Source organism: Pseudomonas borbori (genome assembly GCF_900115555.1).
GTDB lineage: Bacteria > Pseudomonadota > Gammaproteobacteria > Pseudomonadales > Pseudomonadaceae > Aquipseudomonas > Aquipseudomonas borbori.
The window spans coordinates 47,242-64,851 of the sequence record NZ_FOWX01000031.1 but is presented as its reverse complement, the minus strand read 5'-3'; the positions used below and the strand labels follow the sequence as shown (position 1 = coordinate 64,851).

21 protein-coding genes, 1 tRNA gene and 3 pseudogenes are annotated in these 17,610 nt (G+C 59.3%); 11 read left to right on the top strand and 14 right to left on the bottom strand.

Annotated features, from left to right (window positions below; translation table 11 throughout):
- The 3 genes from BM315_RS19455 to BM315_RS19445 all read right to left on the bottom strand — a co-directional run.
- Nucleotides 1–225, bottom strand: a 225-nt coding sequence (locus BM315_RS19455; protein ID WP_170862170.1) for a transposase domain-containing protein, incomplete at its 3' end; no start/stop codon positions are given.
- 112 nt (nt 226–337) lie between these two features.
- Nucleotides 338–838, bottom strand: a complete 501-nt coding sequence (locus tag BM315_RS19450) for an RDD family protein (protein ID WP_090504407.1) — start codon at nt 836–838, stop codon at nt 338–340.
- 112 nt (nt 839–950) lie between these two features.
- Complete coding sequence (locus BM315_RS19445) at nt 951–1,163, bottom strand: cold-shock protein (RefSeq protein WP_090504405.1); 213 nt, start codon at nt 1,161–1,163, stop codon at nt 951–953.
- A 676-nt stretch (nt 1,164–1,839) separates the two neighbouring features.
- Between BM315_RS19445 and BM315_RS19440 the strand changes: the two are divergent.
- Nucleotides 1,840–2,142 (top strand): annotated as a pseudogene (locus BM315_RS19440) (hypothetical protein); the annotation flags it as partial.
- Nucleotides 2,143–2,148: 6 nt separating this feature from the next.
- Here the strand turns inward: BM315_RS19440 and BM315_RS19435 are convergent.
- Nucleotides 2,149–2,409 carry a helix-turn-helix domain-containing protein gene (locus tag BM315_RS19435; RefSeq protein WP_090504415.1) on the bottom strand — a complete coding sequence of 87 codons (261 nt, stop codon included), beginning with the start codon at nt 2,407–2,409 and terminating at the stop codon, nt 2,149–2,151.
- A 149-nt stretch (nt 2,410–2,558) separates the two neighbouring features.
- Between BM315_RS19435 and BM315_RS19430 the strand changes: the two genes are divergently transcribed.
- Both BM315_RS19430 and BM315_RS25565 read left to right on the top strand, forming a co-directional pair.
- Complete coding sequence (locus BM315_RS19430; protein ID WP_090504402.1) at nt 2,559–3,248, top strand: hypothetical protein; 690 nt, start codon at nt 2,559–2,561, stop codon at nt 3,246–3,248.
- 448 nt (nt 3,249–3,696) lie between these two features.
- Nucleotides 3,697–3,917, top strand: a pseudogene (locus tag BM315_RS25565) (hypothetical protein); the annotation flags it as partial.
- Between the two features lie 7 nt (nt 3,918–3,924).
- Here BM315_RS25565 and BM315_RS19420 read toward each other — a convergent pair.
- From BM315_RS19420 to BM315_RS19385, 9 genes and pseudogenes are all read right to left on the bottom strand, one after another.
- Nucleotides 3,925–4,134 (bottom strand): annotated as a pseudogene (locus BM315_RS19420) (integrase core domain-containing protein); the annotation flags it as partial.
- Entirely contained in the window at nt 4,095–4,529 is a 435-nt protein-coding gene (locus BM315_RS19415) for a hypothetical protein (RefSeq protein ID WP_212632975.1), read from the bottom strand. The pseudogene BM315_RS19420 and the gene BM315_RS19415, both read right to left, overlap by 40 nt.
- Entirely contained in the window at nt 4,526–5,398 is an 873-nt protein-coding gene (locus BM315_RS19410) for a toprim domain-containing protein (RefSeq protein ID WP_090504399.1), read from the bottom strand. The genes BM315_RS19415 and BM315_RS19410 overlap by 4 nt, the downstream gene beginning before the upstream one ends.
- Nucleotides 5,386–5,526 carry a hypothetical protein gene (locus BM315_RS24710; RefSeq protein WP_170862262.1) on the bottom strand — a complete coding sequence of 47 codons (141 nt, stop codon included), beginning with the start codon at nt 5,524–5,526 and terminating at the stop codon, nt 5,386–5,388. Before BM315_RS24710 ends, BM315_RS19410 begins: the two co-directional genes overlap by 13 nt.
- 3 nt (nt 5,527–5,529) lie before the next feature.
- The gene (locus tag BM315_RS19405) at nt 5,530–5,835 is read right to left on the bottom strand and encodes a helix-turn-helix domain-containing protein (protein ID WP_090504396.1); all 306 of its coding nucleotides are present in this window, start codon (nt 5,833–5,835) and stop codon (nt 5,530–5,532) included.
- Nucleotides 5,836–6,102 (bottom strand): helix-turn-helix transcriptional regulator, encoded by a 267-nt coding sequence (locus tag BM315_RS19400; RefSeq protein ID WP_244527329.1) that lies wholly within the window; start codon nt 6,100–6,102, stop codon nt 5,836–5,838.
- Between the two features lie 113 nt (nt 6,103–6,215).
- Nucleotides 6,216–7,037, bottom strand: a complete 822-nt coding sequence (locus BM315_RS24435; RefSeq protein ID WP_141123982.1) for a hypothetical protein — start codon at nt 7,035–7,037, stop codon at nt 6,216–6,218.
- Between the two features lie 98 nt (nt 7,038–7,135).
- Nucleotides 7,136–8,359, bottom strand: a complete 1,224-nt coding sequence (locus BM315_RS19390; protein WP_090504389.1) for a tyrosine-type recombinase/integrase — start codon at nt 8,357–8,359, stop codon at nt 7,136–7,138.
- A gap of 175 nt (nt 8,360–8,534) precedes the next feature.
- Nucleotides 8,535–8,619 (bottom strand) — tRNA-Leu (locus BM315_RS19385).
- Between the two features lie 112 nt (nt 8,620–8,731).
- Between BM315_RS19385 and queA the strand changes: the two genes are divergently transcribed.
- From queA to BM315_RS19355, 6 genes are all read left to right on the top strand, one after another.
- Nucleotides 8,732–9,781: a tRNA preQ1(34) S-adenosylmethionine ribosyltransferase-isomerase QueA gene (gene queA, locus BM315_RS19380; protein WP_090504386.1), complete on the top strand. Its 1,050-nt coding sequence runs from the start codon at nt 8,732–8,734 to the stop codon at nt 9,779–9,781.
- A gap of 14 nt (nt 9,782–9,795) precedes the next feature.
- Entirely contained in the window at nt 9,796–10,911 is a 1,116-nt protein-coding gene (gene tgt, locus BM315_RS19375) for a tRNA guanosine(34) transglycosylase Tgt (protein ID WP_170862263.1), read from the top strand.
- Nucleotides 10,912–10,953: 42 nt separating this feature from the next.
- Nucleotides 10,954–11,286 carry a preprotein translocase subunit YajC gene (gene yajC / locus BM315_RS19370; protein WP_090504380.1) on the top strand — a complete coding sequence of 111 codons (333 nt, stop codon included), beginning with the start codon at nt 10,954–10,956 and terminating at the stop codon, nt 11,284–11,286.
- A gap of 62 nt (nt 11,287–11,348) precedes the next feature.
- The gene (secD, locus tag BM315_RS19365) at nt 11,349–13,217 is read left to right on the top strand and encodes a protein translocase subunit SecD (protein WP_090504377.1); all 1,869 of its coding nucleotides are present in this window, start codon (nt 11,349–11,351) and stop codon (nt 13,215–13,217) included.
- 9 nt (nt 13,218–13,226) lie between these two features.
- The gene (gene secF, locus BM315_RS19360) at nt 13,227–14,132 is read left to right on the top strand and encodes a protein translocase subunit SecF (RefSeq protein ID WP_090504374.1); all 906 of its coding nucleotides are present in this window, start codon (nt 13,227–13,229) and stop codon (nt 14,130–14,132) included.
- A 110-nt stretch (nt 14,133–14,242) separates the two neighbouring features.
- Nucleotides 14,243–14,779: a glycine zipper 2TM domain-containing protein gene (locus tag BM315_RS19355; protein ID WP_090504370.1), complete on the top strand. Its 537-nt coding sequence runs from the start codon at nt 14,243–14,245 to the stop codon at nt 14,777–14,779.
- 87 nt (nt 14,780–14,866) lie between these two features.
- Here the strand turns inward: BM315_RS19355 and suhB are convergent, their stop codons facing one another.
- Nucleotides 14,867–15,682 (bottom strand): type III secretion system regulator SuhB, encoded by an 816-nt coding sequence (gene suhB / locus BM315_RS19350; protein WP_090504367.1) that lies wholly within the window; start codon nt 15,680–15,682, stop codon nt 14,867–14,869.
- Nucleotides 15,683–15,827: 145 nt separating this feature from the next.
- On the opposite strand from suhB, the gene trmJ reads away from it, so the two are divergent.
- Together trmJ and cysE are read left to right on the top strand one after the other, a co-directional pair.
- A complete protein-coding gene (trmJ, locus tag BM315_RS19345) occupies nt 15,828–16,607 on the top strand; it encodes a tRNA (cytosine(32)/uridine(32)-2'-O)-methyltransferase TrmJ (RefSeq protein WP_090504364.1) in 780 nt (259 codons plus the stop codon).
- Nucleotides 16,600–17,382: a serine O-acetyltransferase gene (gene cysE / locus BM315_RS19340; RefSeq protein WP_090504361.1), complete on the top strand. Its 783-nt coding sequence runs from the start codon at nt 16,600–16,602 to the stop codon at nt 17,380–17,382. The genes trmJ and cysE overlap by 8 nt, the downstream gene beginning before the upstream one ends.
- The last annotated feature ends 228 nt before the right edge of the window (nt 17,383–17,610 follow it).

Genomic DNA, 17,610 nt, shown 5'->3' with positions numbered 1-17,610 from the left:
GCGGCTGACCACATCCCACGCCGACATGCGCCGGAAAAACGCCATGGCGATTACGCACCAGAGCATCATTTCCAGCGGCAAACGCCGCTTGCGCAGGGTCGCTACACCTGCCTGCTCGAGTGCCTGCTCGACCAAAGAAGGATCGAGTAAGGCATCCAGTCCCTCGATTGCGCTGGGAGTGGAGGCGATGTTGTGGGTGAGTTCCAGTGCCCGAGCGAGACGCATAAAAAAATCCGATGCCAATACTGGCATCGGATTTTGATTTCTTGCGGCCAAAGGTCAAGCAAGAGGGCTTAACTGATCGGCATTAGGCGCTGAGCCGGCTTTTTTGGTTTTTCTACGGCTTGTTCTTATGGATATTCTTCGGCAGATGCACGGTGCGGCTGGCGGAATAGATGTCATGCCAGCTGCGCTTGTCCCTGTCCCAGAGCACCCAGAAAAAACCCAGGCCCAGGCATAGCCAGGAGGCGATAGAGACCAGAAAGCGCAGCAATGCCTGCCATAGACCGATGGCCGTGCCGTCGGCGTTCTGGATGCGAATGCCCCACACCTGCATGCCCAGGGTCTGGCCGCTGTGCGTCCAGAACTTGGCGAAGAAGCCAAACAGGCTGAGTACCAGCAGGGTGGAGAGTAACGGGTCGCCATCCAGTGCGCCGGCATCGGAGAGCTGCTTGAGTTGCGCTTCGCCGTAGAAGCCCATCAGGATCAGCTTGTAGGCAAAGGTCACGACGATCAGCAGAGCCAGGCACAGCAGCAAGTCATAGAAGCTGGCGGCCAGGCGGCGGGTCAGGCCGGCGGCGGGGAAGTCACCCTGCGGGCGCAGCAGGTGTTTGGGCATGGTGGGCTCGCTATGCAATTAGGGTGCTAGGTCTTGAGGATGCGATTCGCGGTATTCGTGAGCATAAAAAAACCCCTGACGTTGCCATCAGGGGTTGTTCAAAGCAGCAGGGTTATTCCTGGACTTGAACCTGGTCGGCCTGCATGCCTTTTTGACCTTGTACGGCAACGAAGCTGACTTTCTGACCTTCTTTCAGGCTCTTGAAGCCGCTGCCCTCGATCGCGCGGAAGTGCACGAATAGATCCGGGCCGCTTTCTGGCGTGATGAAACCAAAACCCTTCTCGTCGTTAAACCACTTGACGGTACCGTGCTGACGATTCGACATGTCTTGTATCCTTGAACCTGGAGTTAATGGCAGCCTCCAACAATAGAGGGCTGAGACTGGTTGCAAGGAGTAATGCGACGTCGAACGGGATGTAGCGGATCTGGACGATCTACTGCACCAGGCCACGATTTACGGCGACCCATGCAAACACAGTGCAAAGCACTCTACGCTAACTCAAAGGCAAATGCCAACCCCCGCCGGGACTGTGTTTCAGTCGTGACGCGGGAAGTTTTGCTGGTGTCGGAACAAGGGTTTTTTGCTGTGCTTGCCGATGCGAGGGTATGCACTGCAAGTTGTTGTCTGTTGCTTGGGACGTTAAAGCAACGAGAGGGATTTAATGGTGCCCGGGGGAGACTCGAACCAGTCGCTGTGCGTGCCGTGGTTGCTAGCTTTTCCAGTGTGGTCGGTTTTGTCATGCCCCCAAATCTGCCCCCAAAAAGAAAAGTGCCTCCCCCTGCGGCGCGGATTATGTCCTACCAATGCCAGCAAATGCCAACCCGACCAGCGGTAACGCTCCCTTTCCGCCGATTTCTGGGCTGTGGCTTTGCCGTGATCTTGCCGTACGTCGCTCACTCTCTCGTATTGCTGCCGAAACTCTGAATTTCTAGCTCGGAAATGGCCGTTTGAATGACAGGCTTTGTCAGGCCCAAGCATCTGCTGTCGTCGCTGCTCGTTCACCCTCCAGGGCTTTTACGACAGCGTGAAAATGCGCGCCGATGGTAACGACAACGCCGAAGGCAAACAGAAAATCATCGTCGAGCTGTACGACAAGTTCTTCCGCAATGCCTTCCCTCGCATGGCCGAGCGCCTGGGCATCGTCTACACCCCGGTGGAAGTGGTGGATTTCATCATCCACAGCGTCAACGACATCCTGCAAAGCGAGTTCGGCCAAACTCTGGGCGGCGATGGCGTGCATATCATCGACCCCTTTACCGGCACCGGCACTTTCATTACCCGCCTGCTGCAAAGCGGTCTGATGACGGGACTATGCCCCCAGATCAGCCGACACCGCTGCTGACTCGATAGGTTGTAATAACTCAAGAACGTCCACTTCCAGCGCATGTGCCAAGCGCTCCAGACCATCAATGCTAATGTTGGTGACGCAGCGTTCAAGCTGGGAAACGTAGGTACGGTGAAAGTCGGCAAGCTCCGCCGCTTTTTCCTGGCTTAGTCCGCGCTCAAGGCGCAGGCGCTTGAGGTTGCAAGAGATGCGATGCCGAGCGGAGGAGGGGGAGGCAGATGTCATGCTTGATAGGGTGCCCGCCCCTCGTGTTAGCATCTACAGAGTATAAATCTACTGCTTTTAGATCTCATGTGGTGCTGAATCAATTAGCGACAGAGGGGGGAGGCGTCTGAGTGCCATTCCGGTTATTTGATGATTTCAGGAAGAAAGAAATGAAGATTATTTTTGCTGCTGGAGCATTCGCGCTTTTGACTGGCTGTGCCTCCGGCACGATTAACACGCTGAGTGCAGATCGTTATGAATGCAGTGCCATCGGGAGCTTTTTTGATTTTTCAGCGGACAATGCAATCGAGGCGTGCCGTAAAAAAATCGACCAGTTCTGTCAAGGTACTGGTGCTCCGCCATTCATAGGGAAGATATCGTCAGAGCCATCTGGCCCGGCTCGCTACGCAAAGGCTGATTTGAATTTTCAGTGCATCAGCGCGAAGGATGAAGCGCTAAAAAATCAGCAAATGGCCGACGCCAAAAGACAACAAATGAAGGCGAATATTCAGAGCGCAAAAGCAACATGCCAGCAGGATTTTGGGTTCGCCCCAAACACGCCTGAGTTTGGCAATTGCTTGCTGCTGCTGCATCGGCAGAGCGCTGAGGATAAACGCGAAGAGCTATCTAATGCCGCAAGTGATGAGCGTGCAGAGGCTGCATTGGCTCAGCAGCGGCGCGAGGCTTCAGATAGAAGTGTCATGGGAGCCATCCAAATGATCAATGACAACAATAACCAAAGCCTTGATCGTGCCCGCAGTTTTCAATCAGCGCCGACGCCAGCGGCCAGCCCAAGCCAAAGCATAAACTGTACAAGCTCTTCTTATGGTGGGTCGACGGTCTACACGAATTGCAATTAAGCCTACTGATTGTGATCGCTGCGATGAATCGGGTTAGGTAGGGCGTGTGGCATAAGCCACACCTGCGCCCATGCTAGTGCTTATTAGTGACGGACATCACCATGGTTTCCACTTGCTCATATCCCAAGCGCCGGCTCTCAAGCTCCGTGAGCAAGCTGACGCTTTATGGACGTTCTTGGCCAACTGATCAACTTGCTTACCTACCCCCCCCCCCTCAAGATCCCTTCAGCGGCTCGGATTATTCCCGACCAATGCCAGCAAAAGCCAACCTGGCCAGCGGTAGCGCTCCCTTCCCGCTGTTTTCAGACTGGTGGCTTGCAGTGATCTTGCCGTACCTCGCGCACGCTCTCGTATTGCTAAAGAAACTCTGGATTTCTAGCTCGGAAATGGCAGTTTGAATGACAGACTTTGTCAGGCTCCAAGCCTCTGCTTTCGTCGCTGCTCGTTCACCCTCCAGCGCTTTTACGACAGCGTGAAAATGTGCGCCGATGGTGTCGACAACGCCGAAGGCAAACAGAAAATCATCGTCGAGCTGTACGACAAGTTCTTCCGTAATGCCTCACCCGCATGGCCGAGCGCCCGGGCATCGTCTACCCCCCGGTGGAAGTGGTCGATTTCATTATCCACAACGTCAACGACATCCTGCAGAGCGAGTTCGGCCGAACCCTTGTAGTGGTCAACTAATCTCGGACACGACGTTAAGCTTTTTCTCGGCCTGAGCTGGGGCCAGCCCACCATTGAGTTGGTGGGGTCGAATCCAGTTGTACCGATGCATCAAATAATGACTGATATCACGCTGGGCTTCATGGGCAGTTCTGTAACCCAGGGTCGGTATCCATTCGGTTTTCAAGCTGCGGAACACACGCTCCATCGGTGCGTTGTCCCAGCCCATAGCGCGGCAGCGTGGATAGTGGCCGGGTCGGCTATTACATGGCGGCGAATGATGATAGCCAAGTCTTCCAGCAGCTCGCCCCCCTCTACGGGGTCAGGCCATAGCGTCACCTCTGGGAATATCTCGGTGTCACCTTCGGCGCTGTCGTGAGCTCTGTCGCTGGTCAGCTTGTTCAGTTCGGCCAGGTTTACCGATTTAGTCTCTTTGGCAGTGTGACGAATGCGCGCCCAGCGGGCAGGATCGGATTTGCGGGTCTGGCGCAACAGATTCAGCATTTCCGGCTCGAACAGGGCGCCGGGGTCTTGCTTGAGCTTGGCGAGCGCGTCTGCGATCAGGTCAGGCGCGGGCATCGCCTTGGGCACCAGCGGGGTAACTGTCGCTGCCGTCATTGCTCAGCCCTCCAGTTGGCTAGGTCGTTGAAGTCGGTGAGGGTCAGCGGCTCGGCACCCGACCACGGCGGCAGCACCAGGCCACAGCCAAGGGTGGCAGCGGCTTTGATAGCGGCACTGCGTCCGGGGTTGCCGTCAGTCATGCGGTCGTCGTCGCCGGCTACGATCAGCACGGCGTCGAGGTGCTGGCGCTGGAGCCGTTGCCCGACTTCCAGCAGGTTGCCGGCATTCATGGCGCAGGCGACGGCGGCCCCGGTGTCTGCATGAATCGTGGCGCCGGTCGCCCAGCCTTCGCAGATGTACAGCGGTTGGCCGGGGGTGATGGTGCCGATAAGCGAACAGCAGCCCTTGACCATGCCGCCGGACAGAAAGCGCTTGGTGCCGTCCGGGTGGATACGTTGCAGGTTCACCAGTACCTGATCACGCAACAGCGGCACCAGCAGCACGTCACCACGCTGGCGTAGATTGTGCGGCTGCAATCGCTTGCGGATCAGGTACGGGTGATCGTCGGCGGCGGGCTGTGCCTCACTCCATTGCCTGTTGGCATATTTGGCGGCGGCCTGCTGGCGCTGATGCTGCTCGACCTCACGATGGCGTTTGGCCTGCTCATTGCGCTGGCGGATCAACTGAGCCTCCACGTGATCGGCGGGCTTGCGGCTGCTCCAGGTGTGCCAGTTGCCGGCATTCTTCCAAGTGCCGAACCAGCCCGAGGCAATGCCGTCGGGGAAAAGCTGATAGGCGCCGTTCAGGGTGCCGGGCTTGTCGCCTGGCACACGGAAGCGGTGGATGATGCCGTCTGGTATAGGGTGCCAATCAAGCGGGCCATAGTGGGCTTGCAGGGCGTCACGGTATTGGCTTACGCACTCCACAGCAGTACCTCCAAAACGGACAGCAGACACAGATCAGCAGCAGCGAGCGTGATGGTGAACAGGTAGAGGCGGGCTAAATTTTGGCAAGCCTTCGGCGTCGGCGGGCTAGCGCCGTTTTGAATTTGCATGGGTTAAACCTCGGCTTGGGCGGGGGTGGTGTTGGTGCCAAGGAAGTACAGCGCGATGCCGTTATGGGTGCGGCCGTAATCGTCAGTCAGGGTGATGAGATGACGGCAGATATCGTGCCCACGGTCGTGCAGCTCTTTTGCGCGGGCTGCCGGCATCATGGTGTTCAGCTCACTGCGCGCCGTGATGGTGTCCACCGGTTGCAAGCGCAGACGCCCAAGCAAGCGGCTGCGTTGCGCGGTGCTGCTGGTATCATGGGTGTGCGTTTTCTTGTGGCTGGCCGATTGGTCGGCCTTATTTTTGTCCGTCATTTATGCGGTCTCCCCACGCTGTGCAACCAGCGAATCACACCAGGCCAGCACCTCGGTTTCGATCCAGGCAACAGACTTCGGGCCAAGAGTGACTTGAGCGGGGAAGGTGCCGGCTGCAATGCGCCGGTAAATCTCGGACGTTGAAAGGCTAGTGCAGTCTTTCACTTTGGCCAATTTGATAAAGCGGTGGTTTTTGGCAGCCTGCGAGCGATGCTCAAGTTCTGCTTTCGTGTCTTGGTGAGGCTGTGAATGGGTCTTGTACGGCATGTCGTGTGCCTCTCGGGCTTTGTTGAACACGACTGGTATTGAATACGGCGAAGCGAGGTAGTAGCAGTCCGGTCTGCGTGCAGGCTGTACAGTTTGCGCGCAGACCGGATGGGTTAAGTCTTGGTTTTACGGTGCTCTCGGACCCAGTCACATAAGGTTCGTTCAGTAACCCCATATTTCTTGTGGCAGAAGCGAGCAAAGGCTGCACTACTGCTGTATGTGTTGCCTCGGGCGTCCCATTCGTTCAGGGCGATCGCCTTCTGTTCGTTTGTTTGCTTATGTCTTGCGGTCGCGGATTTTTTGCCCTGCGCACTTATTACCTCCTGTGCAATCGTCAGGGTTTGCTTGAAGAGTTTTGCTGCGGTTGCGTATGTCATTATATCTTGGAGGTATAAGTCTTGGTCTGAGCTGCCCAGCTGCTCACAAAGAATGTAGCCGTCAATTTTCATAACGGCGGCAGCCGACAGAAGAGCGTCAAAGTCTGGTAGGTCTTTGACCATGTTTGGCTCAAAAATAATTTTTGGCATGAGCGCTTGCGTGCAGGCCAACAGAAACGATTTTTCTGGCGAGCCATCTACAATCGTTTCCACGTCAGATAATGATTCTGAGTTTTTATCTTTACTCTGATCCGTGTCGTCATCTGTCACGTCCTGTGCGCTATGAGCTATGGTTGCTTCCAGTGCTCTTATAGCTTCAGCAATTTCCACGAAATCAGAGATCGTCGGTTGTTGCCCAAGCCTATCTGCAACTATTGAATATGCCTCCTGCCCGATTCGCCAAGCGGCTAGTAGATAGACTTTTCCATCACGACTTTTTCCGTAACATTTACTTTCAGTAGGTGTTCCGTCGGCAGTGACAAAGATTTTTTCTCTAACGCCTTTCTCCCCTTCAGCGAATGTTCTGAAGGGGTCGAATGTAAGGAATCCACGGCTCATTGCAACGCCTCCCAGGCGCTTCCATCTTGAATTAATCGGCTAGTCAGGCTGGTGGGAAAACTGCTTTTAGCCCCGTCGGGCTAGGCCAGCCAAAACCGTTAAGCCTTGCGCTTGATGCTCACCACGTTGGCGCCAGCGCACAGCGCGTCTATCGAATCGGCCCACGCTTGCATCATATTCCGGCGCTGGTCCAGGTAGTTGGCGTGGTTGTAAGTGGCGCGCATCTCGTTATCGTCGCCGTGGGCAAGCTGGCGTTCAATCCAGTCGCGGTTATAGCCACGCCCGTTCAGTTCGGTGCTCAGCAGGTGACGGAAGCCGTGGCCGGTTTGGCGGCGTTCGTAGCCGGCTGTCTTCAATGCCTTGTTTACCGTGTTCTCACTCATTGGCCTGGCGGTGTTGTTGCGTCCGGCAAAGGCCAGGTCATAGCCTCCGGTGATTTCTTGGAGCTGGCGCAGGGTGGCGACGGCCTGGCGGGGCAATGGCACCACATGGGCGCGGCGGGCTTTCATGCGTTCGGCGGGAATTGTCCAGGTAGCGGTGTCCAGGTCGAACTCGGCCCAGGGCGCGGAGCGCAGTTCGCCCGGGCGCACGGCAGTCAGTACCAGCAGGCGGATGGCGAGCCGGGTCAAGGTGTTGATGTTGGCCGCTTCGATCTTGCCCAGCAGTTCGGGAAGCTCGGAAAAGGTGACGTGCGGGTGGTGCCGGGTGGTGGGTGCGTGTGCGGCAATAACGTCCAGGTCCGTCGCGGGGTTTGCCTCTACCGAGCCCTGCGCCAGTCCAAAGCGGAATATCTGGCTCAGCCACTGGCGAGCCTTTTTCGCCACGTTGTGCGCGCCGCGGTCTTCGATCTTGCGAATCAGTGCCACCAGCTCGGGGCGGGTGATGGCCTTTACTGGTCTATGACCAAGCGCTGGCAGCAAGTCAGACTCCATGTAAGCGGCGGACTTGGCGGCGGTTGATTGTGCCCAGCGCGGCGCCCGGTACGCGTGCCACTCCCGGGCCAGCGTTTCGAAGGTCAGCCCGTTGCTCTGTTGGGCTTCCTTCTCTGCCAGGCGTTCGGCGCTGGGGTCTTTCCCTTCGGCCAGCAGTTGGCGAGCTTCGTCGCGCTTTCTGCGAGCTTGCTGTAGGGGCACGTTCGGATATGCCCCCAAAGACAAGCGGTTCTCCTTGCCGTTGAATCGAAACTTGAGCCGCCACAGCTTGGAACCTGTCGGCATGACTTCCAGGTAAAGCCCTTGGCCGTCGCTCAGCTTGTAGGGCTTGTCCTTGGGCTTGGCGACTTTCAGGGCAGAATCAGTCAAGGGCGTGGCTTTGCGCGGCATGGCGGCGGCCTCGTAGGGGCAAGAAAAACTATCGAACTCGATCTGCCACAAAGATTGCCCCTAAAACTTCGGGCTTGCAAGGGAGGGGTGGGGAATTGCAGGCAATAAAAAACCGGCTCAGATGGCCGGTTCTCTAGGGTTTCAGGTCGTTTCGGTACGTCCTGAGATGTTTGTATGGTGCCCCGGGGGAGACTCGAACTCCCACTTCTTTCGAAAACGGATTTTGAATCCGCCGCGTCTACCGGTTCCGCCACCGGGGCACAATGGCGGCGAAGTATAGGGATGCCTCGGGTCTCGGTCAATCCACTTGCGTGGTCAGATTGCACTATTTCCGGTAAGCTTTGCCGCCCTGCTAGACGACCCCTGCCGAACATGCGCGTTGCCGACTTTGATTTCGAGCTGCCTGACGCTCTTATTGCCCGCCATCCGCTCGCCGAGCGCCGCGCCAGCCGTTTGCTGGTGCTGAATGGGCCCAGTGGTGCGCTGGCGCACCGTCAGTTCAGTGATCTGCTGGAGTATTTGCGCCCCGGCGACTTGATGGTGTTCAACAACACCCGGGTGATTCCTGCGCGGCTGTTCGGGCAGAAGGCGTCCGGCGGCAAGCTCGAGGTGTTGGTCGAGCGGGTGCTGGACAGTCATCGGGTCCTGGCCCATGTGCGCTCGAGCAAGTCGCCCAAGCCGGGTTCGATGATTCTGCTCGATGGCGGTGGCGAGGCGCAGATGCTGGCGCGGCATGGCGCGCTGTTCGAGTTGCGCTTTGCCGAGGCGGTTTTGCCGTTGCTCGAGCGGGTCGGCCATATGCCGCTGCCTCCTTATATAGACCGCCCGGACGATGCCGCCGACCGCGAGCGTTATCAGACCGTATATGCCGAGCGCACCGGTGCGGTGGCGGCGCCGACTGCGGGCCTGCATTTCGATCAGGCGTTGCTGGCGAGCATTGCCGGGATGGGGGTCGAGAGTGCCTTCGTGACCCTGCACGTCGGCGCCGGTACTTTTCAGCCGGTGCGGGTCGAGCGCATCGAGGATCACCACATGCACAGCGAGTGGCTGGAGGTCGGCCAGGAGGTGGTCGATGCCGTCGCGGCCTGCCGTGCTCGTGGCGGGCGTGTGGTGGCGGTCGGCACCACCAGCGTGCGCTCGCTGGAAAGCGCGGCGCGCGATGGCGTGCTCAAGGCCTTCAGTGGCGATACCGATATCTTTATCTATCCGGGCCGGCCGCTGCATGTGGTCGATGCCCTGGTGACCAATTTCCATTTGCCGGAATCGACCCTGTTGATGCTGGTGTCGGCGTTCGCCGGTTACCCCGAAACCATGGCGGCCTATAAAAGTGCGGTCGCCGAAGGCTATCGCTTCTTCAGTTATGGCGACGCCATGTTCATCACCCGCAACCCCGCGCCACGCGGGCCAGAGGATCACCTATGACGCGCACCTGCCGGATGTCTTTCGAATTGCTGGCGACCGATGGCAAGGCGCGGCGCGGGCGCCTTACCTTTCCCCGTGGCGTGGTCGAGACGCCGGCATTCATGCCGGTGGGCACCTATGGCACGGTCAAGGGCATGTTGCCGCGCGACATCGAGGCGATAGGCGCGCAGATGATCCTCGGCAATACCTTTCATCTGTGGCTGCGGCCGGGCACCGAGGTGATCAAGCGTCACGGCGATCTGCACGATTTCATGCAGTGGCAGGGGCCGATCCTCACCGACTCCGGTGGCTTTCAGGTGTTCAGCCTGGGGGCGATGCGCAAGATCAAGGAGGAGGGGGTGTATTTCGCCTCGCCGGTGGATGGCGCCAAGGTGTTCATGGGGCCGGAGGAGTCGATGCAGGTGCAGCGCGATCTGGGTTCGGACATCGTGATGATCTTCGACGAGTGCACGCCTTATCCGGCCGAATTCGATGTGGCCAAGCGTTCCATGGAACTCTCGCTGCGCTGGGCCAAGCGCTCGAAGGAGGCGCACGGCGACAGCACGGCGGCGCTGTTCGGCATCGTTCAGGGTGGCATGCATGAAGAGTTGCGCATGCGTTCGCTGGAGGGCTTGAATGCGCTGGATTTCGACGGTCTGGCGATTGGCGGGCTGTCGGTCGGCGAGCCGAAGGAAGAGATGATCCGCGTGCTGGACTATCTGCCCGCCCAGCTGCCGGCGGACAAGCCGCGCTACCTGATGGGGGTCGGCAAGCCGGAGGATCTGGTCGAGGGCGTGCGCCGTGGCGTCGACATGTTCGACTGCGTGATGCCGACCCGCAATGCACGCAATGGCCATCTGTTCGTCGAGAGCGGAGTGCTGAAGATTCGCAATGCGTTGCACCGACATGACGACTCGCCGCTCGATGCGAGCTGTGATTGTTACACCTGCAAACATTTCTCCCGTGCCTACCTGCACCATTTGGATAAATGTGGCGAAATGCTGGGCAGCATGCTGAATACAATCCACAACTTACGTCACTATCAGCGGCTGATGGCTGGTTTGCGCGAGGCTATCCAACAGGGTACATTGGCCGCCTTTGTCGATGCCTTCTATACCCGTCGTGGCCTGCCGGTCCCGCCGCTGGACTGATAATCAACGTTATTAATAAACAGTTTCCAACAGGAGTGTTACATGAGCTTTTTGATCCCTATGGCTTATGCCGATGGCGCCGCCCCGGCCGGTCCGGCTGGTTCCGGTTTCGAGTGGGTGTTTCTGGTCGGCTTTCTGGTCATCTTCTACCTGATGATCTGGCGCCCCCAGGCCAAGCGCGCCAAAGAGCACAAGAACCTGCTCGGCACCCTGCAGAAAGGTGATGAGGTCGTGACCAGCGGCGGTATCGCCGGCAAAGTGGCCAAGGTCAGCGATGACTTCGTGGTGCTGGAAGTGTCCGACACCGTCGAGCTGAAGATTCAGAAAGTGGCTATCGCCGCGACCCTGCCCAAGGGCACGCTGAAAGCCATTTAAGCTGCACACTCTTACCATCCGACGGGGCGCTTAAGGCGCCCCGCGTCATAACGGGCGGCGTCATGCTCAATAGATTCCCTATCTGGAAGTACCTGCTGATCCTGGCTGTGCTGGCTATCGGCTTTCTTTATTCCGCGCCCAACCTGTATCCAGATGATCCGGCAATCCAGATCAGTGGCAACAGTACGGCCATGCAGGTCGAGCAGGCCGATCTGGAGCGCGCCACTCGTGCTTTGCAGGCGGCAGGGATTGAGGTCAAGGCGTCGAGCCTGGCCGCGCAGGGCCGTGCCGGCTTGCTCCGGTTGACCAGTCAGGCCGATCAGCTGCCGGCCAAGGATGTGGTGCGCAAGGCCTTGGGCGAGGAGTTCGTGGTTGCCTTGAACCTCGCGCAAACCACCCCCGATTGGTTGCGTAACCTGGGCGCGGGGCCGATGAAGCTGGGTCTGGACTTGTCCGGTGGTGTGCACTTCCTGCTGGAAGTGGATATGGACAAGGCGCTGGATGCGCGGCGCAAGGTCTACGAGGGTGAAGTCAAGAGCGTGCTGCGCAAGGAGCGCGTGCGCTACCGCAGTCTGCCTGAGCTCGACGGTGCGATTCAGCTGGGTTTCGTCGACGTGGCAACCCTGGAAAAGGCCGAGAGCCTGATTCGCAAGGAATTCTCCGATTTCGAGTTGAATGCGCTCGAGCGTAACGATTTGCAGGTGCTGCGCTTGACCCTGAGCCAGGCCAAGCTCGCGGAAATCCGCGAATACTCGATCAAGCAGAACCTGACCACCGTGCGCAATCGGGTCAACGAGTTGGGCGTGGCCGAACCCTTGGTTCAGCGTCAGGGTGCCAACCGTATCGTGGTCGAGTTGCCGGGCGTGCAGGATACCGCCGAGGCCAAGCGCATTCTGGGCAAGACGGCCAACCTCGAGTTCCGCCTGGCTGCCGCTCCCGATGCGTCGCGGGCCTCGACCGAGACCTTCGAGTTCCGTGAGGAGGGGCGTCCGCCTGCCGAGTTGGAGCGTGAGCTGATCATCACCGGCGATCAGGTGACCGACGCCCAGGCCAGCTTCGACGAGAATGGCAGCCCGCAGGTCAATATCCGTCTGGATGGGCATGGCGGCGAGTTGATGAACCGGGCGACGCGCAGCAATGTCGGGCGCAGCATGGCGGTGATCTTCATCGAGCAGAAACCGACCGTGCGTTACCTGCGCCAGGTGGTCGACGGGGTCGAGAAAGAAGTCGCCATCCAGAGCTTCGTCGAAGAGAAGAAGATCATCAGCCTGGCGACCATTCAGTCGCCGCTGGGCAGCCAGTTCCGCATTACCGGTCTCGATGGTCCGGGCGAGTCGACCGAGCTGGCATTGCTGCTGCGTGCCGGTGGCCTGGCGGCGCCCATGTACTTCGCCGAGGAGCGCACCATAGGCCCGAGCCTGGGCGCCGACAACATCGCCAAGGGTGTCGATGCCTCGCTCTGGGGCATGCTCTTCGTATCGCTGTTTATGATCGCCATCTACCGCGTCTTCGGGGTGCTGGCGACCATTGCCCTGGGTTTCAACATGGTGCTGTTGCTGGCGCTGATGTCGCTGCTCAGCGCTACTCTGACGTTGCCGGGTATCGCCGGTATCGTGCTGACCATGGGTATGGCGGTCGATGCCAACGTGCTGATCTTCTCGCGGATTCGCGAGGAAATCGCCAATGGCATGTCGGTGCAGCGGGCCATTCATGAGGGCTTCGATCGCGCCTATTCGGCGATTGTCGACGGCAACCTGACCACGTTGTTGGTGGGGGGGATTCTCTTCGCCATGGGTACCGGTCCGGTCAAAGGCTTTGCGGTGACGCTGTCGCTGGGCATTCTCACCTCGATGTTCACCGCCATTCTGGTGACGCGAGCCATGGTCAACCTGAGCTTCGGCGGGCGTGACCTGAAGAAGTTGTGGATTTAAGGGGCTGAGATGAGTCGTGTAATTAACTTCATGGGCGTGCGCAAGATTGCGCTCGTCCTCACCCTGATCGTGACCTTTATCGCGTTGGGCAGTCTGGTCATCAAAGGCCTGAATTTCGGCCTGGACTTTACCGGCGGTACGCAGATCGAACTGGCCTATGAGCAGCCGGCAGACCTCGGCAACATTCGCCAGCAGCTGGCGGGCGCCGACTATGGTGGTGCGGTGGTGCAGAGCTTTGGTGCCACCACCGAGGTGGTGGTGCGCATGCAGGGCGATGACCCGGAGTTGGGCAACAAGATCGCCGCCGTGCTGCAGCAGGGGGGCGACAGGCTCCAGGTGAAGAAGGTCGAGTTCGTCGGGCCGCAGGTGGGTGAGGAGCTACGTGACCAGGGCGGTCTGGGCATGCTCCTGGCGCTGGGCGGGGTCATGCTGTACCTGGCTTTCCGTTTTCAGTGGAAGTTCTCGGTGGGTGCCTTCGTCTCGCTGGTGCATGACGTCATCGTCACCCTGGGCATTCTGTCGTTCTTCCAGGTCACCTTCGACCTCACGGTACTGGCGGCGTTGCTGGCGATCATCGGTTATTCGTTGAACGACACCATCGTGGTATTCGACCGGGTGCGCGAAAACTTCCGGGTGTTGCGCAAGGCCAGCTTGATCGAAAACATCAACATCTCCACCACGCAAACCCTGTTGCGCACCCTGGCTACCTCGATCTCGACCCTGCTGGCGATTGGTGCCTTGTTGATCTTTGGCGGCGACAACTTATTCGGCTTCGCGTTTGCGCTGTTCGTGGGCGTGCTGGTGGGTACCTATTCGTCGATCTATATCTCCAACGCGGCGCTGATTTGGCTCGACTTGACGGTCGAGGATCTGATTCCGCCGGTGGCGACCGAAGAGGTCGACGAGCGGCCCTGAGTTTGGCTGGGCGGGCGCTGTGCGCGGGTGTTGAACTTGCTGGACATCGCCGCGGTCCAAGGTTCGGAGATCAGGCCCGTGCGCCGAATAAGTGAAAATCAGGAGTTCTCATGAACAAATCAATGCTCGTTGGTGCTGTGCTGGGTGCTGTCGGTGTGACGGCAGGCGGCGCGGTCGCAACTTATAGTTTGATAAGTGGCCCCGAGTACGCGGAAGTTCTAGCCGTGCAGCCGATCAAGGAAACGATCAAGACGCCGCGTGAAGTCTGTGAGGACGTCACCGTGACCCGGCAAAAGCCGGTAAAGGATCAGCATCAGATTGCCGGTACGGCTATCGGTGCGGTCGTTGGCGGTTTGCTGGGTAATCAGGTCGGTGGCGGCACTGGCAAGAAGATCGCCACCGTGGCCGGCGCCGTCGGTGGCGGTTACGCCGGTAACAAGGTGCAGGAAAATATGCAGGCCGGAGCCACTTATACCACCACTGAAAACCGCTGCCGTACCGTGACCGATACCAGCGAGGAAGTGATCGGTTATGACGTGAAGTATCAGTTGGATGGTAAAGAAGGGCGGGTGCGCATGGACAACGATCCGGGCAGTCGGATTCCGGTCAAGGACGGGCAGTTGGTCTTGGCCGAAACGGCCGAGTAACCCTGCCAATGGAAAAGCGTCCTGCGGGGCGCTTTTTTCTGGGTAATAAAAAACCGGCCGTTGGCCGGTTTTTTATTTATCGCGCAATCAGCGTTTCATTGAGGCGGAAAGATGCGGCTGGATGGCCGTCAGAACGGCCTTGAAGCACTTGGTGTTGCCGGCGACGATCTGGCCTTTCTCGAGGAATTCGTGGCCGCCGGTGAAGTCGCTGACCAGACCGCCTGCTTCCTGAATCAGCAGGGCGCCGGCTGCCATGTCCCATTCGGACAGGCCGAATTCCCAGAAGGCATCGAAACGGCCTGCGGCCACGTAGGCCAGGTCGAGGCTGGCGGCGCCCGCACGACGAACGCCGGCCGTCTGGCCAACCAGGTTGCGGAACATGCCCAGGTAGTTTTCCAGGTTGTCGAGCTGGCTGTCGCGGAACGGGAAGCCGGTGCCGAGCAGGGCGCCTTCCAGGCTCTTGCGTGAGCTGACGCGCAGGCGGCGGCCGTTGAGGGCGGCGCCACGGCCGCGGCTGGCGGTGAATTCTTCCTGGCGTACCGGGTCGATTACCACGGCGTGCTCCAGGCGACCGCGGTATTTGCAGGCCAGGCTGACGGCGAAATGTGGCACGCCGCGGATGAAGTTGGTGGTGCCGTCCAGCGGGTCGATGATCCACAGGTAGTCGGCGCCGTCGCCGCTGCCTTCGGTCAGGCCGCTTTCTTCGCCGAGGAAGCCGTGGGTCGGGTACGCCTTGCGCAGCGCCTGGATGATCAATTGCTCGGCGGAGCGATCGATCTCGGTCACGTAATCCTTGGCATCTTTCTCGTCGACCGAGATGACGTCCAAGCGTTCGATCGAGCGAAAGATCATTTCACCGGCGCTGCGGGCTGCGCGCAGGGCGATATTCAGCATGGGCTGCATGGATGATTCACCTGGGTCGTTAAAGAAAGCCGGCCATATTAGCAGAAAAGGTTGGTGGATGAAGTGCCGTCTGTGTCTTGCATGGCAATACCTTGGGCGGTTCTGTAAGCTTTGCTGCCCTTGGTTGTCCATGTGAGCGCTTGCGTTGCTGCAAAATATTCGAGTGGTTTTGGTCAATACCAGTCATCCCGGCAATATCGGTGGTGCTGCGCGCGCCATGAAAAACATGGGTCTGTCGCGTTTGGTGCTGGTCGATCCGCTGGACTTCCCCAGTGGCGATGCGGTGGCTCGCGCCTCGGGTGCGACCGATGTGCTCGAGGCTGCGCAGGTGGTCGGCACGCTTGAGGAGGCGCTGGTCGGTTGCAGTCTGGTGCTGGGCACCAGTGCGCGAGACCGCCGCATTCCCTGGCCGTTGCTCGACCCGCGCGAGTGTGGGGTAGCCGCGTGCGAGCAGTCGATGCAGGGGGGGGAGGTGGCGCTGGTGTTCGGCCGCGAGTATGCCGGGCTGACCAACGAGGAGTTGCAGCGTTGCCAGTTTCACGTGCACATTCCGTCGGATCCCGAGTTCAGCTCGCTGAACCTCGCTGCGGCGGTGCAGGTGCTGGCCTACGAGGTGCGCATGGCGTGGTTGGCGGCGCAAAATAAGCCGACCAAGACGGCCAAGCTGGAAACCACGGCCATACTCAATGCGCAGCCGGTGACGGCCGATGAGCTGGAATCCTTCTATGCGCACCTGGAGCAGGCTCTGGTCGAGATCGGCTTTCTCGATCCGGCCAAGCCGCGGCACTTGATGAGCCGCTTGCGGCGCCTGTACGGTCGCAGTGGTATCAGTAAGCTGGAAATGAATATCTTGCGTGGCATTCTGACGGAAACCGTCAAGGCCGCGCGTGGTGAGCACCATAAGCAGGGGGAAACTGATGTTTGAGCGCATGCGGGAAGATATCCAGAGCGTATTCCATCGCGATCCGGCGGCGCGCAATGCGTTCGAGGTGGTTACCTGCTACCCGGGGCTGCATGCGGTCTGGTTGCATCGTCTGGCCCATGTGCTGTGGACGTCCGGTTGGAAGTGGTTGGCGCGGGTGGTGTCCAATCTGGGGCGCTGGCTGACCGGGATCGAGATCCATCCGGGGGCGAAGATCGGTCGGCGCTTCTTTATCGACCATGGCATGGGCATCGTCATCGGCGAGACGGCCGAAATCGGCAACGATGTGACCCTGTATCAGGGGGTGACCCTGGGCGGTACCAGTTGGAACAAGGGCAAGCGTCATCCGACGCTGGAAGATGGCGTGGTCGTGGGGGCGGGCGCCAAGGTGCTCGGGCCGTTCACGGTGGGCGCGGGAGCCAAGATCGGCTCCAATGCGGTGGTGACCAAAGAGGTGCCGGCGGGGGCGACCGCGGTCGGTATTCCCGGGCGGGTTATCGCCAAGGTGGATGACGAGCAGGCAGCCAAGCGCCAGGCCATGGCGGAAAAGCTGGGCTTCGATGCCTATGGTGTCGGCCAGGATATGCCGGATCCGGTGGCGCGCGCCATCGGTCAGTTGCTCGATCATTTGCAGGCGGTCGATGGGCGCCTGGAGGGCATGTGCAGGGCGCTTAACGAACTGGGCAGCGACTATCGCGCCAAGGAGTTGCCGGCACTGCGTGATGAGGACTTCGTCGGTGTGTGCAAGGAGCAGGATGGCAAGCCTGAGGGCTTGTGAAAAAGCGCTCGCCTACTGCGAGCGCACCTGCCGCGAACGCCTGGGGCCGCTCTCGTGACGGCGCCCGGGATTTTCACAATCTCTGGGCTTGATGCGTCAAGGTGAGCGGTTTGCTATGCTGCGCGGCCTCCGATTTGCGCTTAATCCCGAGTAAGACCCTGGGTCTTATAGTTGACTTGAATACTCGGGAATTGCATACTCGCCGCAAATCGCGACTCTCTGGTAACC